Raw genomic sequence first — 17,126 nt, forward strand, 5'->3', positions numbered from 1 at the left:
TAGTTGAATTATCAAAATTTAACATTTAGGATGTTTAGCAAGAATATAAACTTTTATCATCATTAAGACTTCTTTAAGTTTATTTTTTTTAATCAATTGTAGTAGTGAATATATGAAATTTTTAAAATTAACAATATTTGGATAATATCTCATTTGTAATGCAAAATTCATATACAATTCATTACGCTTAAAATCAGAAATATCTCCATGCAAAGACATATCATGTATAATTTTTGAAACAGATGTTATTTTCAAATTATCGAAATTGTATTTTCTTAACTCCCAAAATAAGCTAAAATCCACACCATATAAGGCAAATGCCTCATTAAATAAATTTATATTTTTTATTTTAAAGTGATTTACTAGATTTTTAGTTATTACCAAACCAGATCCAATCGAAAATATAAAATCCTCTCTATAATTTAAATAATATTCATTTTCTTTAATTGGATACCAATTTCTTAATGGATAAAATAATTTATTATTTTTATCAAAAACTTTAGGCAATTCCAAGTCAAATAAATCTAGATTCTTACTGAATACTCTTTCAATGAATGATTCACACAATATTGAGTCATCATCTAAAATCACATATCTATCAGCTTCGTAGTTTTTTATAAAATCATTATATATAATACTTAATGGTTTATTATCCAAATGCTCAACAAAATCAAAATTTTTTAAATTTAGAGGAGTTATCTTTTTTGGACCATTATTTACCACCAAACAATTAAAATTACTATTTAGTAGTTTTAATAATCCTTTTAAAGTCGTAGATTCCTCTATACTTTTATTATAGATTACTACTAAAAAACAAATTTTCACACTTGAACTCCATTAATTTTATTTCTCATAAATAAGTAAGCATTTATCACAATTATTAACTCAACAAAAATTACCAAATAATAAATTATATCTAATGTTAAAAAATTCCACATAATACATATTAAAGCTATAAATAATATAGAGGCTTTTGCATAAATTCTCTTCAAAATATACCCATTCCCAGATGGAAGTATTCCACAATACATCGTAACAATTGATAGTCCTACTACAAATTGTCCTAAAATAGATATAAAAATATATTTAAATATAATTTGCTGGTCATTAAAAAACAACTTTATAAAAAATTCACCAAAGGCAACATTAAACAACAATGCTGTTGCAGTTAAGCAGAAATATAATATTAATATTTTATCAGTAAGCTTATTAACTTCTTTTACTTCATTTTCACTATAAAGCAAACATATTTTTGCGTAAAAAGCTTGAATAATTGGCATAAACATTTGTTTCAATAAAGAGAGTATTTTTTCAACTAATATATATACGCCAACCCATTTATCCCCTAATGATATTTTTATTAAAATAGGAACAAAGGTTGTATAAACCACACTCAAAGCAGAACCACTAAACACATCAAAACTTTCCTTTAAAATTTTTCTCATGTAAATAAATTCAATATCCTTAAAATTAAATTTTATTTTTTTATTAATGCTTATATATATGCAGACAATTATACCAAGTAAAATTAGACTAGAATTCTGAATAAGAAATACGAGTAAATATTGCTCACTATTATTAACAAACAAAAAAATTGGCACTAAAGTTATAATTTTAAAAATTAATGTAAAGAATGATAATATAGAGTTTTGGGAAATCCCATTAAACAACCAATTAGGAATAAGAACAAAACTTAAACTTGAAAGAATTGACAATATATAACCCAATTCCTCCTCTTCTTTAAGATTTAAAAAATTTAATACTAGGATTAGAGAAAAACCAATAATAATAAAAATAAAAAATCTTAAGATTTGCACATTAGTATAAATTTTATTTAATTGCTTTCTATCATTATTTAAACTAATTTCTCTAGAAGCTGAATAAGTAAATCCAAAATCAATTATAAAACCCATGAAGAAAAATATTGTTTGTAGTATACCAAGCTTACCAAGCCCCCCTAAACCTAAAACTTTAGTTAAATATGGTAATATCAACAAAGGAATAGCAAAATTACTTAATTGTATCGTATATAGATATATACTTTCCTTACGTAAATTTACCATATTTAACTATATTCCAGTTTTACAAACTATTAAAGGGTTGAGCTAACTTATCTTTTTCTGAAATTACCATATTTTCACAATTTACTTTCCAATCAATTTCCAGCTTAGGATCATTCCAGATAATCGAACCTTCACTTTCCTTATTATAATAATTAGTAGTTTTATAAAGAAACTGAGTATTATCTTCTAATGCTATAAAGCCATGTGCAAATCCTTCAGGAATCCAAAACATAGTTTTATTTTCTGCACTCAACTCTACACCAACCCATTCTCCATAAGTTTTAGAATTAGGACGAATATCTACAGCTACATCCCAAACTTTACCTTGAACTACACGCACCAACTTACCTTGTGCATAAGGTTCACGCTGAAAATGCAAACCTCTCAACACACCTTTTTGTGAGCAGGAATGATTGTCCTGCACAAATATTGGAATAGGTAAATTTAATTCCTTTAATGCATTCTCAAAACTTTGTTGATTAAAGCTTTCCATAAACCAACCACGCTCATCCCCAAAAATTTGTGGATGAAGTACTAATAAACCGTCGAGTTTTGTTTTTTCAACTCTCATTTTACTTCATCCAATAATTTCAATAAGTATTGACCATAATCTGTTTTTCTAAGTGCTTCTGCACTTTCCTTAAGTTTTTCTTTTGAAATCCAACCTTGCTGAAAACCAATTTCTTCTAAACAGGCCACTTTTAGCGATTGACGTTTTTCAATGGTATACACAAACTGACCTGCTTCTAGAAGAGATTCATGGGTTCCCGTATCTAGCCATGCAAAACCACGCCCAAGTAATTCAACATTGAGTGAACCATCTTTCAAATAAGCATTGTTAATATCGGTAATTTCTAACTCGCCACGTGCGGACGGTTTTACCTGTTTAGCAAACTCAATAACCCGATTATCATAGAAATACAATCCAGTGACTGCATAAGGTGATTTTGGATGAGTTGGCTTTTCTTCAATACTCAATACTTTGCCAGTTGTATCAAACTCTACCACACCAAAACGCTCTGGATCAGTCACATGATAACCAAAAACGGTGGCGCCAACATCAACAGCATTTGCTACTTTTAATTGCTTACTAAAATTTTGACCATAATAAATATTGTCACCCAATATTAAGCACACATGATCATTACCTATAAATTCTTCACCAATAATAAAAGCCTGAGCTAATCCATCTGGTGAAGGCTGTTCTTTATAACTCAACTCAATACCAAACTGCGAACCATCACCAAGTAACTTTTCAAAGTTTGGTAAGTCTTCAGGCGTCGAAATAATTAAAATCTCACGAATACCTGCCAACATCAATACTGATAATGGATAATAAATCATGGGTTTATCATAAATTGGTAAAAGCTGCTTAGATACACCTTTAGTAATAGGATGTAAGCGTGTGCCTGAACCACCTGCCAATATAACACCTTTACGCTTTATGCTCATTTATGAAAAACCTCAACTACTGTTCTTTGTACATGCACTTTCCAATCTGGCAAATAGATTTGAAAAGCATGTTGAATTTTTTGATTATTTAATCGTGAATTATGTGGACGTTTAGCTGGTGTCGGATATGCTGCTGTTTGAATCGGATTAACTTGTTGAATGGCTAAATTAACACCTAAGTTTTTTGCTTGCTCAAATATATAGTTTGCATACTCAAACCACGATGTTTCCCCACTAGCAACCAAATGGTAAATACCAATTTTAGTTTGATCTCGCAATGTCTGCACAATCGCATGAGCACTTACATCGGCAATTAGCTCAGCTGACGTTGGAGCACCAATTTGATCATCAATAATAGATAATTCTTCACGCTGCTGAGATAGAGCAAGCATTGTTTTTAAAAAGTTTTTACCTTTTTGAGCAAAAACCCATGATGTTCGAAATATCAAATAATTGCATTGAGCATTTTGAATAGCCTGCTCACCTAATGCCTTAGTTTGACCATATGCATTCAAGGGTTTCAGTACATCTGTTTCATTAAATATTGATGTACCTTCACCATCAAAAACATAATCTGTCGAATAATGCACTAAAAGTGCCTTAATTTGAGCACAAGCCTCAGCTATCTTCCCTACTGCCACATAATTAATGAGATTAGCCATATCTTGTTCTGTTTCAGCCAAATCTACAGCAGTATAAGCACTTGCATTCACAACAACATTTGGCGCTATATCTACAATAGTTTGATAAATTTGATCAGGCTTACTTAAATCACCACACCATTGATTTAAACCATTTCGATCAAGTGAAATCACCTCACCCAATGGCGCAAGGGAACGCTGAAGCTCCCAACCAACTTGTCCATTTTTTCCAAGCAATAAGATTTTCATTACTTAGCCTTGTATTGTTTTTCTAACCAAGATTGGTATTCCCCACTTTGAATATGAGCAACCCACTCCTGATTATTTAAATACCACTCTACCGTTTTACGGATTCCAGTTTCAAATGTTTCCGTTGGTGTCCACCCTAATTCATTTTGAATTTTTGTAGCATCAATCGCATAGCGTAAGTCATGACCAGGGCGGTCTTTTACAAATGTAATCAGTGATTCATAAGTTTGACCATTGGCTTGTGGCTTTAACTCATCCAAAATCTTACAAATAGTTTTGACCACTTCTATATTCTGTTTTTCGTTATGGCCACCAACATTATAGGTTTCACCTACTACGCCTTCGGTCACCACTTTATATAAAGCACGTGCATGATCTTCTACAAATAACCAATCCCGAATTTGCTGACCATTCCCATATACTGGTAAAGGTTTAGCATCCAGTGCATTTAGAATCACCAATGGAATTAATTTTTCGGGGAAGTGATACGGACCATAATTATTTGAACAATTAGTCACAATTACTGGCAGACCATAGGTCCTATGCCAAGCACGTACCAAATGATCCGAACTGGCTTTAGAGGCAGAATATGGAGAGCTTGGCGCGTATGAAGTTGTTTCTGTAAACAAATCTGTCGTGCCTTCTAAATCGCCATATACTTCATCAGTTGAAATATGATGAAAGCGGAACTTTTGTTGAGCTTTTGGCTCTAGACTCATCCAGTACTTTCGAGCAGCTTCTAATAAGGTATAAGTTCCCACAATATTGGTTTGAATAAATGCTGCTGGACCGTCAATGGAACGATCTACATGCGACTCTGCAGCTAAATGCATAATCGCATCCGGTTGAAATGCTTCAATTGCTTTCGTAATTTGCTCAGTATCACAAATATCTATTTGTTTGAACTGATAATTCGAATGCTGATCAATTTCTTTTAATGACTCTAAATTACCAGCATAAGTCAGTTTATCTATATTCAGGACTTGATTGTTAGTACTTAGAATAATATGACGGATGACAGCTGAACCAATAAATCCTGCACCGCCAGTAATTAAAATTTTCATAATTTCCTGTAGTTATAACCTAATATTCATACCTAATTTTTTAAAGTAGTTGAATAAAAATACTTCTAAATATGATCTTAACCTACTTACAGTCCGGCTATTCAACTCAACTCGCTTATCCCTATACTGGCTATTTTTTCGAATTCAACGACTAAAGGTAAATCGATATAGCCTAAACCAATCACTGTAATCTTTAAATCCACAACAGACAGCATTTTAACGCCTTATTTATGTACTGTACGCATAAAGGTTAAATCTTATAGCAGGTATACTAACAGAAAATTATGAAATTTCTATTATGTTTGCGCTCAAATTACCTTAAAAATAGTCTGTGTATACTTTCTGTAAAATCCATTATATTAGACCTCTTGCGAAAGTATCGTTTTACCTAATTTTTGAATTGGCTAAAACCTTATAAAATGTAGCTTTGGGCTATTTAAATTTTGACTAATGCAAGAAGTCTATTATAAACACCCACTCAAATAATTTATAATTTTGACCATTTTCTATTATTTATCATGCAGCAGAAGATTATTAAAAAATGCTATGTATATTTTCAATAAAATGGGTAGAATAGCTTCAATTTTAAAATTTAAAAATTACTATTCAGGAAAACGTGTGCGACACTTTCAATTAGTTGCTTTATTGGCATGTGGCATTGCTACTACAGGGTGTGCCGTCACCTCTGGTCTACAAACATACGACTTACCTACTGAAGGCGTTTTTCAAACTGACCTTGGCACTACAGTGAATGTCATCAAAATCACTCAAGATTCTATTATGGCTGTTCAGCCTGCTGTAAAAAACATGCAACAGGATTATGCCCATTTGTTTAGCACCTCGCAGCGTAACTACAGTCTGAGTTCGGGTGATATACTATCCATTTATTTATGGGCCTACCCGGAACTAACACCCTCTTCCCCAAATGCAGGAAGTGAAGACTCTGCGCGTTCAATTGGCTATCAAATTGACTCTCAAGGTTATATCCAGTTCCCGATTATTGGCCGCTACAAGGCTGCGGGTAAGTCGTTGACTCAAGTCAATCGTGAATTACGCAACCAGCTTTCACGTTATTTAAAAACGCCTGATGTTATTGTACGAGTTCTCTCCTATCAGGGCCAGCGCTATTCCGTTCAGGGCAATGTCATAAAAGGCGGTCAGTTTTATTTAAGTGATCAACCTGTCAGTGTTTACACCGCATTAGGTATGGCCGGTGGGGTCAATGCACAACAAGGTGATAATGCTTCTATGACATTGGTTCGTCAGGGGCGCAGTTATAATTTAAATACAGTAGAACTAGAAAAAGCGGGCCTATCCCTACATAACTTACTTATTCAACCCAATGACACCTTATATGTGAATAACCGTGAAAACCAGAAAATCTATGTGATGGGTGAATCCGGGAAAAACCAGCCCTTACCTATGCGTGATCAAGGTATGAGCCTGAGTGATGTATTAGGAGAAAGTCTGGGCCTAAATCCACTCTCTGCCAGCCGTAGTAAGGTTTATATTGTAAGAAGTCAACCAAATGCAGTTCATACTGAAGTCTACCAAATGGATTTGACCAGCATTGCCGACTTTGGCCTAGCCAATCAATTTAAAATGCGCAGTAATGATATTGTCTATGTCGATGCGACAGGTTTAGTCCGTTGGCAACGTATTATTAGTCAAATTGTCCCTTTTTCTAATGCTATTTATGACTTAGAGCGCTTGGGGGACTAATGAAAATTAAGAATATTTTGGTAGTTTGTATTGGCAATATTTGCCGTAGTCCTATGGCCGAATACTTTTTAAAACAGGAATATCCGCATTTACAGATTGAGTCTGCCGGGATTGCCGGAGTCGTTGGACATACAGCCGATGAAAAAGCCAGTCTATGCATGCAACGTTTTGGGATTGATATGAGTCCTCATATTGCGAAAAAACTCAATGCTGAGCTGATTAAAAAAGCTGATTTGGTTCTTGTGATGAGTCAAAATCAACAAAAACATATCGAACAGACCTGGCCATTTGCCAAAGGTAAAACATTCAGACTTGGCCACTGGCAAGGAAAAAATGTTGCCGACCCTTATCAGCATGATCAAGCATTCTTTGATGAAACTTGCCAACTCATTCAAGACTATATTGCTGACTGGAAAAAATATATTTAAGTTTTTTAATATTTTCACTTTTTGATATTTAAATTATGAGCCAAACCGCCAACACTGAAGACACCATTGACTTGAAGGAATTATTTTTTTCCTTACTTGCACAATGGAAACTGATTGCCCTATGTATTATTTTAAGTTTGGTCTGTGCCTTACTCTACTTAAGAACCACACCGGATACCTACGCGGTAGATGCGATGGTTCAAGTTGAAGACAATAAAGGAGCTTCAGCGGCCTTATTAGGCGACTTATCCAGTATGATGGAGCAAAAATCCCCTGCTCAAGCTGAAATTGAAATTTTAAAATCACGTTTGGTGCTCGGTACAGTCATCGATCGTTTAAATCTCAATATTCGTGTATCCGGTACAGAAGACAGTTTCTGGAATCGTTTAATCACCAAGCATGAATATGCGACAGAATATTCAGAAAAATCGGTATTATTCAAAGACAATCAAAAAAGTTTTGATATCCGCCATTTTGAAATTCCACAATATTTTCAGGATAAAAATTTAATCCTGAGTTTTGAATCAGGAAAATATAACCTGACAGATTCTGTCACAAATCAAATCGTTTTCTCGGCACCTTTGAATCAGATCAGTCAATTACAATCAGAATATGGTCTCTGGAAAGTGGCTATTTTTAGCCAAGACAGTTTTGATGCAGCCTACAATATTCGAAAGCAAAGCCTACCTGCTGCCATGCAAACTTTAACTGCCAGCTACGTAGTGGCTGAAAAAGGAAAATCGACAGGTGTATTAGGTCTAAACTACCAAGGTGAAGACAAACAACACATCACTCAAGTCTTGAATGCCATTCTTACAGCTTATAGCCAGCAAAATATTGAACGCCGTTCGGCTGAAACTGCTCAAACCCTGAAGTTTTTAGAAGATCAACTCCCTGAGCTAAAACAGCAACTTGATGTTGCAGAGCGCGAATTCAACCGATTCCGTCAGCAGTATAATACGGTTGATGTGACCAAAGAATCAGAATTGTACTTAACCCAAAGTATTACTTTAGAAACACAAAAAGCCGAACTGGAACAGCGTGTTGCAGAAGCTGCAGCTAAATATACGGGTGAGCATCCGGTGATGCAGCAAATGAATGCCCAACTTGGTGCAATTAATAGCAAAATTGCAGAACTGGATGGGACTTTAAGACGTTTACCTGAGTTACAACGTCAATACTTACAATTGTTCCGTGAAGTCGAAGTTAAACAGCAGCTGTATACAGGACTATTGAATTCCTATCAGCAACTCCGGATTGCCAAAGCGGGTGAAATTGGCAATGTGCGTATTGTCGATACTGCAGTCGAGCCCATTGAACCCATTAAACCAAAGAAATTACAAATTCTAATTTTATCTATTTTCTTGGGCGCTTTCTTAGGTACATTACTCGCCCTACTACGTAATATGATGCGTTCAGGTATTAAAGATGCAACTCAAATTGAAAATGAGCTTGATTTGCCAGTCTATGCTACGGTGCCACGCTCTGTTATTCAAGAAAGCCGCATTAAACTATTGAAGAAGAAAAAGAATATTCCTATTCTTGCAGTTAAAGATAGCGGTGATATTGCGATTGAAAGTCTGCGTAGTATGCGAACAGCGATTCATTTTGCCTTAATGAATGCGACCAATAATGTGATTGCCATTTCTGGCCCCGCACCTGAAATTGGCAAATCATTCATTACCACTAACCTTGCTACTATTTTAGCACAAGGTGGGAAACGGGTCTTGGTGATTGATGGTGATATGCGTCGTGGTTATTTACATAAATACTTCAACGCCGAGGTACAGCCAGGTTTAGCGGAATTATTGAATCATCAAAATAGCTATGAAGATATTGTTCAAACTTCCACTGTAGACAACCTATATTTTGTCACTCGTGGTAAGAGTCCGGTTAACCCGTCTGAACTATTAAGTACTGATCAATTCAAGACTTTCCTGGATCAGGCCTCTGCTCATTTTGATCATGTACTGATTGATACTCCACCTGTGCTTGCAGTGACCGATGGTATTATTATTGCGCAATATGCGGGTGTAAATTTATTGATTGCCCGTCATGGTAAAACACAAATCAAAGAGTTGGAAATCACTGTGAATCGTTTTGAACAGGCCAATGTCAAAGTTAATGGCGTGATTCTGAATGATGTACAAAAAGGGGCGGCTGGTAGCTATGGTTATAATTATGCTTATGCTTATACCGCAAATAAAGACAATGACTAATTCATTGTAAACCTTGATTTCACATCTTGCTTTAAGCAGGATGTGAAATCACCCTCTATTACATTTATCTCAAATGATCATCGTTGAAAAAATCAACTAAAAACCCTATCGTGGTTACAGTTTAAAACTCCTGAGAATCTACAAGAATGTTTAAATCAAAAACACTGCTCGCCAGCTTGGCATTAAGTTCCTCACTCACCTTTGCCCAAGGCATCGTTTTAAATGAGCAAAACCTGCGTACCGTTAAGCTGGTTAAATCAGCAAGGTGTGATTCAAATCAGCACTTCGACCTGGCCAATGAGTGGTGATGAAATTCAACGCGCCCTTTCTCAGGCAAAAATCAGCAATAATAATCAGCAAAGAGTCATTGATTCAGTCATAACTCACTTAAATACCAACAACCAGTTACTCAAAGCCTTCTTGTTTGCTGAGACAGATCAAAAAAATATTCCTCAAGTCTTTGGTGACCAGCAAAAAGCGCAATACCAGGCGGGTATAGAGTTGAATACAGGCAATCAGAATTGGGATGCCAGACTTCGCGTAAATGCCGAAAAAGATCCCCAGATTGATAACGATCAAGATGTGAATGTGGAAGGGTCTTACCTGGCAGGTAAATTATGGAATCAATGGCTGATTGCTGGACAAATCCCGACCTACTGGGGACCTGGCCATGATGGCAGCTTAATTCGGGGTGATACCAGTCGTTCTGTTTATGGTGTGACCATGCAGCGTGCCGAACAGGATGCTTTTGCAAATAAATGGCTCTCCTGGATTGGACCTTGGCAATATCAAGCCTTTGCCGGACAACTGGATGACTATGATGCTGTACCTGATGCTAAATTAATTGGCTTACGTGTCACCGCACAACCTTTATCCTATTTGGAGCTGGGTGCATCACGTGCTATTCAATGGGGAGGTGAAGGACGACCTGAAAGCCTGAGCTCACTTTGGGATGCTTTTGTCGGTAATAAAGACAATGGTGGCACAGGTGAACCGGACCCATCCAATCAAATCGCCGGTTTTGATGCCCGCTTAAATCTACAACCATTACTGCAAGTCCCAATGGGGATGTATGCACAATATATTGGTGAAGATGAAGCCGGTGGCTTACCAGCCAAAAAAATGTATTTGGCTGGAGTCGATTATTCTTCTAGTTATAATAATATGCCTTTCCAGCTGTATACTGAATGGACAGATACCCGTAGTAATGGTAGTGCTGATGGTATTTCATATAACCACCATGTTTATACCGATGGTTTTTATCAGCATGGTTACCCATTAGCACATGCGATGGGTGGTGATGGTCAAATGGTTTCTGTGGGTGGTGATATTCGTTTCGATCGCCTCAATCGTGTTAATGCTCGAGTGCTGTTTGCCAAGTTGAATGAGTCTAACCGAACTACTAATTTAGCTTTTCCAGCGCAGGATGAATTAAAAGCTGTTGATGTGAGCTGGACCCATTATTTACGCCCAGATATTCCACTGAAACTAAATGGCTGGATCAGTGATTCAGACTTACGTGGTAATGATGGCGGTGCATCGATTGGGATTGAATTTCCTTTAGAAAAAGGCTTATTTTTCTACTAAATCCTTTGCAAAAGACACTTTCAGTTGGGGGCCATCATTACTCCTAGACATTCTCTAAGAATGATTAAAATCTGAAAAATAAAAAACCAGCGATTGCTGGTTTTTTTACATCTTTAAACTTCAACAAAACAGCGATGTTCGCTTGCTAAAAAACCACCCATTCTGCAAGATTTCTCAAAATTTTCTGCTAAGATGGAATGAACCTCAACGATAACATTAGATTGGAATAATACATGAGTAAGGCCTTACCGATTGCTGTCGCTGTTCTTTTAGGCGGTGCCGCGCTAGTACCTGTTTACTATGCAACTCAAAACCCAGCTGCTCAAACCACAAAAGCATCTAAAGATGCCTCTGCTGTTTCTAAAATTAGCTATGCACTCGGTTATGAAGTCGCTCATCAAACTCCACCTGAGCTGGATATTAACAGCTTTGTAACAGGCGTTCGCGAAGGTCATGCCCGTACTGCTCCTGCTTATACTGAAGAAGAATTACAAGCAGCTTATGAGCAGTTCCAAAAAGAAATGCAGCAGAAGCAAGTGGATAGTGCCAAACAGGCTCAGGCATCAAGTGATACTTTCCTGACTGAAAATGCCAAAAAAGCTGGGGTAAAAACTACCGCATCTGGTTTGCAATATGTAGTGACCAAAGAAGGTACAGGCAAACAGCCTGCAGCAACTTCAATTGTAAAAGTACATTACACAGGGAAATTAGTTGATGGTACCGTGTTTGACAGTTCGGTTGAACGTGGCGAACCGATTGAGTTCCCACTCAATCAGGTCATTCCAGGCTGGACCGAAGGTCTGCAACTGATGAAAGAAGGCGGTAAAGCAACCCTGTATATCCCATCTAAACTCGGTTATGGTGAACAGGGCGTGCCAGGTACGATTCCTCCACACAGTACTTTGATTTTTGATGTGGAACTCATCGAAGTAAAATAATCCACGAAAAGGAGAGCAACGCGCTCTCCTTTATTTTGAGAATTAATCATGAAAATACAAACAAGTTTAATGGTTTTACTGCTGAGTTCTGGCAGTCTGTTTGCCAAAGAAGTCACCAATAAGAGCCCTGAGGCTGAACAGGTCGGCTACAGCTTTGGTTATCTGATGGGAAAAAGTAATGCTGACTCCTTACAAGGCATTGATCTGGATGCCTTCAGCGCCGGTTTAAAAGCGGCAGCCGCTGGGAAACAGGCGACTTTAAGCGAGGAAGACATGGCGCGGGTGTTGACCCAATTTAAGCGTCAGGCTGAAGCCAAAGAGCTGATTACCCTGAAAAAGCAGGCTGATGAAAATGCCAAAATTGGTCAGGCTTTTCTGGCTGAAAATGCAAAAAAACCGGGGATAAAAACCACCAAATCAGGTTTGCAATATCAGATTCTTCAGGAAGGAAAAGGTAAATCGCCGAGCGCAAATAGTAATGTCCGTGTACATTATGAAGGCCGTTTAATCGATGGTACGGTTTTTGACAGCTCGATTGCCCGTAATCAGCCCGTGGTATTTCGTACCACCCAAGTCATTACCGGCTGGACCGAAGGTTTACAGCTGATGAAAGAAGGTGCCAAATATCGTTTCTTCATTCCGGCCGAACTGGCCTATGGACAGATTGGTTCAGGGGATGTAATTGAACCGAACAGTACTTTAATTTTTGATGTGGAATTACTGGAAATTATTAAATAATAAGTCCTATTTTTCCAGATCTAAAATCGGAGAGGTTCTATATTGGCCTCTCTTTTTTTATGGGCTTAAGTATCCTTAAATCGCAGGTTTTCATGTCACATTCCGATCAGTTTTGCTATGTTATGTTTTAATCAAGCAATTCAACAACAATAGAGGACGTCAGCATGGCAGCAATCAAGACTCGCGAAATTCATTATACTGCGCAGGATGGCAGCCCATTAATTGGTTATTTTGCCGCCCCAGAAACAGATACCCCTGTTGCCGGTGTACTGGTCGCACCCGAATGGTGGGGTCGGAATGAATATACCGAACAGCGCGCCCGTGAACTTGCAGAACATGGCTATGCGGCCTTGGCCATGGACATGTATGGGGATAAAAAAGTCACGACCAATTCTGATCAGGCTCATCAGTGGATGATGCAGACTTTTGAAGATCCTGACACTATCGTTAACCGTGCAACAGCAGCCTTGAATGCCCTGGCAGCACAGGATGAAGTCAATGCTGATAAGCTTGCAGCGATTGGTTTCTGCTACGGCGGCAAAGTCGTATTGGATCTGGCCCGTTCTAATGCACCTTTAAAAGCGGTGGCGACTTTCCATGCCATTCTGTCGCCAAAAGCACCTGCTCAGGAAGGTCAGGTACAGGCGGAAATCCTGGTGCTACATGGTGAACTAGACAGCATGGTAACCCTGGATGATGTCGCCAGTTTCCGTGAGGAAATGCATGCTGCCAAAGTCGAGCATGAAGTGATTGTTTTTGAAAATGCCAAACATGGCTTTAGCAACCCGCTTGCGGATGAACGGGCCAAAGCCAATGGTGTGGATCTTGGTTACAATGCAGAAGCGGAACAAAAAGGTCTGGCAGCAATGTATGCCTTGCTAGACTGCCATTTGGCATAAATAGAAACAACTATCCGGCTTGTTCACAGGCTGAATATTTTAGATACTTCATGAAGAAAAGAAGATAAATCCTACCAGAGGAGAATGTGTATGATGGCTGAAACCAACTGCCCCTACTGCAATTTTGACGAATATGATGTCATTGCCAAAAATGATTATGGTGTGGTGTTGCCTGAACCAAATTCATTGTCCGAAGGTCATTGTGTGATCATTCCATTGCGGCATGTGGCCTCATTTTTTGAAGTGACTGACAAAGAACGTAAAAGTTTGATGTCTTTATTGGAACAGGCACGCAATGAACTGCAATTACGCTACCAGCCTGCCGGTTTTCATGTCGGTTTTATTGATGGTGAAGTATTTCAGGAAAAGGTTGAACATCTGCATATTCATATTATTCCGCGTTATGCAGGCAAGACCTTGAAGCTGGATGAGCGCTGGGGAATTAACGATTAACCGGATTTTTGATCAAAAATAAATGCTCTCCGGAGCATTTATTTTTATGAAAGCTAAGTTCTATCAAGCTCGATGAACATCTACGTTTTTATCTCACTTTTCACATTCCCACCCTGCTGATTCCGCTATACTAGCTGCTGCTTATTCGGTTGCTATGTGTTCATGTTCGTATTTTCAGATGCCCTGTTGGAATGGTTTGATGTGCATGGTCGTCATGACTTACCTTGGCAGGTGACAGATGACCCCTATAAAGTCTGGGTCTCTGAAATCATGTTGCAGCAAACCCAGGTCAAAACTGTACTGCAATATTTCGAACGATTCATCCAGCGTTTTCCGACTGTTCAGGATTTAGGTCAAGCCTCATGGGATGAGGTTGCACCTTACTGGGCAGGTCTCGGCTATTATGCGCGCGCCCGCAATCTGCATAAAGCTGCCGGCATCGTAACCGCACAGCAGCAGTTCCCTCAAACCCTGGAAGAATGGATGGCCTTGCCCGGCATTGGCCGTTCTACCGCTGGCGCGCTGATGTCACTCGGTTTACGTCAATATGGCGTAATCATGGATGGTAATGTCAAACGGGTATTGTCACGTTTCTTTGCGATTGAGGATGATCTGTCCAAACCCGTGTATGAGCGTGCCCTCTGGCAACTGGCGGAACAGCTCTGTCCTATCGAACGCAATCATGACTATACCCAAGCGATTATGGATCTGGGCGCGACCGTTTGTACGCCGAAAAAGCCTTTGTGTCTGTATTGTCCAATGCAGCAGCATTGCAAGGCACATCAGCAAGGACTAGAAAATGAATTGCCTTTCAAGAAGGCCAAAAAACCGGTTCCGGTACGCTCTGCTCAGGTCTTGCTGATCCAGTCCGGTACAGACTGGCTCTGGCAGCAACGTCCCAATAGCGGTCTCTGGGGCGGTCTCTGGTGTCTGCCGATTATTGAAAATGCACATGAATTGGAACAGCAATGCCAGCAACTTGGCCTGAAAAATATCGTCAAAAAAACCCAGATTAGCCACAGTTTTACCCATTTTACCTGGAACCTTGAAGCGATTGTTTTTACAGTAGATCAGGATCAGCAGGAACATCTGGCCATTGAACTGCAAGGCTGCTGGATGCGTCCAGAGACAGCCATTGATTGCGGTCTGCCAACAGCGATGAAAAAATTGATCTCTGCGGTAAATGTATGACATAGTCTGGACAAAGCAAAAAACCGATCAGCTCAGAATGAGCATTGCCAATATTTAAGGATGAATAGCGTGCGCCAATATCTTGCTTTGACCTGGGTGGCTTTAATTGCCATATTACTAACCGCCTGTAGCAGTACACCGAAAAACCCCCCTGCTGTACAGCTCAATCCTATCGTCGTGCAAAAACTGAAAAGTATGCGAGTGCCGTCCTCTCTGCCCATCCCGGTGGCACGCGTACAGGCACGTGAATTATCAGATACTTGGGGCGCTTCGCGCAGTCGCGGACGTTTACATGAAGGCATTGATATCATGGCTCCACGTGGAACCGAAGTCTTTAGCGCGACTGAGGGTCTGATTGCAGATTTACGTAACAACAATTTGGGTGGTAAAGTAGTCTGGATTCTGGGACCAGGCGGCTCCTGGCATTATTATGCGCATCTGGATGGCCATAAACGCGGCTTAAAAGTCGGTGACTATGTCAAAAAAGGCCAGCTGATCGGTTATGTCGGCAATAGCGGTAATGCCCGGCATACTGCTCCTCATCTGCATTATGGAATCTATTTACAGGGCAAGGGCCGCGGTGTGGTCAACCCTTATCCCTATTTACGTTAATTTTAGGATATTTACATGTCAGAAGCGTTGATCAATCGTCTGGTAGAATTTGCTGAATCAGGCAATCAACAAAAAATTGTATTGAATGGTCAAACTTACCAGGGCTGGGTGATGGAAATTACCGAGGAAGCGCTTCTGATCAGTACCGGTTATGCTGACAAGGCCGGTAAAGATATGTGGATTCAATTTAGCGATCTGGATCAGGCTGAACTGTCGTATTGGGACAATCAGCAGGATCAATGGACTGTGTTTAAATTATAAAAGCATCAAAACAAGGAGCATCACATGACTGTGCAACGCTGTGGCTGGTGCTCCGATGATCCGCTGTATATCACCTACCATGACCAGGAATGGGGACAGGCCCTGCTGGATGAAAATCGCCTGTTTGAAATGCTGTGTCTGGAAGGACAGCAGGCCGGTCTGGCCTGGATTACCGTTCTCAGAAAACGTGAAGCTTATCGTGAACATTTTTTTCAATATTCGATTGAGTCTATCGCCTCACTTACAGATCAACAACTCCAAATAAAACTTGAAGATGCTAGCCTGATACGGCATCGCGGCAAACTCAATGCCATTCGGGAGAATGCCCAAGCTTGGCTGAAACTGCAACAGCAAGGGATTAATCTGGTGGATTGGCTCTGGTCTTTTGCCCAGCAACCGCGACTGAATAATGATGTTGTGGATTATCGGCAAGCACCCGCTCAAACCATTGAGAGCCAGAGAATGTCTAAAGCATTAAAACAGGCTGGTTTTAAATTTGTTGGCCCCACCATTTGCTATGCCTTTATGCAGGCCGTTGGTATGGTCGATGACCATGAAAATCATTGTGATTTTAAAACAATATCCTCGCATTTAAATAAGAGCTGAAAA

General features: G+C 38.9%; 17 protein-coding genes and 1 pseudogene. 12 read left to right on the plus strand and 6 right to left on the minus strand.

The window, feature by feature from the left end; translation table 11 throughout:
• Window positions 1-18: 18 nt before the first annotated feature.
• From NI465_RS11050 to rfbB, 6 genes are read right to left on the minus strand one after another with little or no spacing between them, the layout of a single operon-like run.
• A complete protein-coding gene (locus NI465_RS11050) occupies window positions 19-825 on the minus strand; it encodes a glycosyltransferase family 2 protein (RefSeq protein ID WP_253145319.1) in 807 nt (268 codons plus the stop codon).
• Window positions 822-2,063: an oligosaccharide flippase family protein gene (locus NI465_RS11055; RefSeq protein ID WP_253145321.1), complete on the minus strand. Its 1,242-nt coding sequence runs from the start codon at window positions 2,061-2,063 to the stop codon at window positions 822-824. The genes NI465_RS11050 and NI465_RS11055 overlap by 4 nt, the downstream gene beginning before the upstream one ends.
• 19 nt (window positions 2,064-2,082) lie before the next feature.
• Window positions 2,083-2,634 (minus strand): dTDP-4-dehydrorhamnose 3,5-epimerase, encoded by a 552-nt coding sequence (rfbC, locus tag NI465_RS11060; protein ID WP_253145323.1) that lies wholly within the window; start codon window positions 2,632-2,634, stop codon window positions 2,083-2,085.
• A complete protein-coding gene (gene rfbA / locus NI465_RS11065; protein ID WP_253145324.1) occupies window positions 2,631-3,515 on the minus strand; it encodes a glucose-1-phosphate thymidylyltransferase RfbA in 885 nt (294 codons plus the stop codon). The genes rfbC and rfbA overlap by 4 nt, the downstream gene beginning before the upstream one ends.
• Complete coding sequence (gene rfbD, locus NI465_RS11070) at window positions 3,512-4,405, minus strand: dTDP-4-dehydrorhamnose reductase (RefSeq protein ID WP_253145326.1); 894 nt, start codon at window positions 4,403-4,405, stop codon at window positions 3,512-3,514. The genes rfbA and rfbD overlap by 4 nt, the downstream gene beginning before the upstream one ends.
• Entirely contained in the window at window positions 4,405-5,469 is a 1,065-nt protein-coding gene (gene rfbB / locus NI465_RS11075; RefSeq protein WP_253145328.1) for a dTDP-glucose 4,6-dehydratase, read from the minus strand. Before rfbB ends, rfbD begins: the two co-directional genes overlap by 1 nt.
• A 618-nt stretch (window positions 5,470-6,087) precedes the next feature.
• Between rfbB and NI465_RS11080 the strand changes: the two genes are divergently transcribed.
• The 12 genes and pseudogenes from NI465_RS11080 (at window position 6,088) to NI465_RS11135 (ending at window position 17,123) form a co-directional block, all read left to right on the plus strand.
• Window positions 6,088-7,191, plus strand: coding sequence for a polysaccharide biosynthesis/export family protein (locus tag NI465_RS11080; RefSeq protein ID WP_253145330.1), 1,104 nt, complete (start codon window positions 6,088-6,090; stop codon window positions 7,189-7,191).
• Window positions 7,191-7,619, plus strand: a complete 429-nt coding sequence (locus tag NI465_RS11085; protein WP_005249529.1) for a low molecular weight protein-tyrosine-phosphatase — start codon at window positions 7,191-7,193, stop codon at window positions 7,617-7,619. Before NI465_RS11080 ends, NI465_RS11085 begins: the two co-directional genes overlap by 1 nt.
• Window positions 7,620-7,654: 35 nt before the next feature.
• Entirely contained in the window at window positions 7,655-9,838 is a 2,184-nt protein-coding gene (locus tag NI465_RS11090; protein ID WP_253145332.1) for a polysaccharide biosynthesis tyrosine autokinase, read from the plus strand.
• A gap of 146 nt (window positions 9,839-9,984) precedes the next feature.
• Window positions 9,985-11,425: pseudogene (locus NI465_RS11095) on the plus strand (capsule assembly Wzi family protein).
• Between the two features lie 233 nt (window positions 11,426-11,658).
• Window positions 11,659-12,363 carry a BamJ family beta-barrel-assembly machinery protein gene (bamJ, locus tag NI465_RS11100; RefSeq protein WP_005245452.1) on the plus strand — a complete coding sequence of 235 codons (705 nt, stop codon included), beginning with the start codon at window positions 11,659-11,661 and terminating at the stop codon, window positions 12,361-12,363.
• A gap of 48 nt (window positions 12,364-12,411) precedes the next feature.
• Window positions 12,412-13,101 carry a BamJ family beta-barrel-assembly machinery protein gene (bamJ, locus tag NI465_RS11105; protein ID WP_005245453.1) on the plus strand — a complete coding sequence of 230 codons (690 nt, stop codon included), beginning with the start codon at window positions 12,412-12,414 and terminating at the stop codon, window positions 13,099-13,101.
• A 164-nt stretch (window positions 13,102-13,265) separates the two neighbouring features.
• Entirely contained in the window at window positions 13,266-14,000 is a 735-nt protein-coding gene (locus NI465_RS11110; RefSeq protein ID WP_005264532.1) for a dienelactone hydrolase family protein, read from the plus strand.
• 93 nt (window positions 14,001-14,093) lie between these two features.
• Entirely contained in the window at window positions 14,094-14,453 is a 360-nt protein-coding gene (locus tag NI465_RS11115; protein ID WP_026055739.1) for an HIT family protein, read from the plus strand.
• 162 nt (window positions 14,454-14,615) lie between these two features.
• Window positions 14,616-15,644, plus strand: coding sequence for an A/G-specific adenine glycosylase (gene mutY / locus NI465_RS11120; protein ID WP_290446928.1), 1,029 nt, complete (start codon window positions 14,616-14,618; stop codon window positions 15,642-15,644).
• A gap of 69 nt (window positions 15,645-15,713) precedes the next feature.
• Window positions 15,714-16,256 (plus strand): M23 family metallopeptidase, encoded by a 543-nt coding sequence (locus NI465_RS11125; RefSeq protein ID WP_171476933.1) that lies wholly within the window; start codon window positions 15,714-15,716, stop codon window positions 16,254-16,256.
• A gap of 15 nt (window positions 16,257-16,271) precedes the next feature.
• Window positions 16,272-16,517 carry a hypothetical protein gene (locus NI465_RS11130; protein ID WP_184413389.1) on the plus strand — a complete coding sequence of 82 codons (246 nt, stop codon included), beginning with the start codon at window positions 16,272-16,274 and terminating at the stop codon, window positions 16,515-16,517.
• A gap of 24 nt (window positions 16,518-16,541) precedes the next feature.
• A complete protein-coding gene (locus tag NI465_RS11135; RefSeq protein ID WP_222112407.1) occupies window positions 16,542-17,123 on the plus strand; it encodes a DNA-3-methyladenine glycosylase I in 582 nt (193 codons plus the stop codon).
• Window positions 17,124-17,126 lie beyond the last annotated feature (3 nt).

The sequence above is a fragment of the Acinetobacter lwoffii genome (assembly GCF_024129855.1).
Classification (GTDB): Bacteria; Pseudomonadota; Gammaproteobacteria; order Pseudomonadales; family Moraxellaceae; genus Acinetobacter; species Acinetobacter lwoffii_L.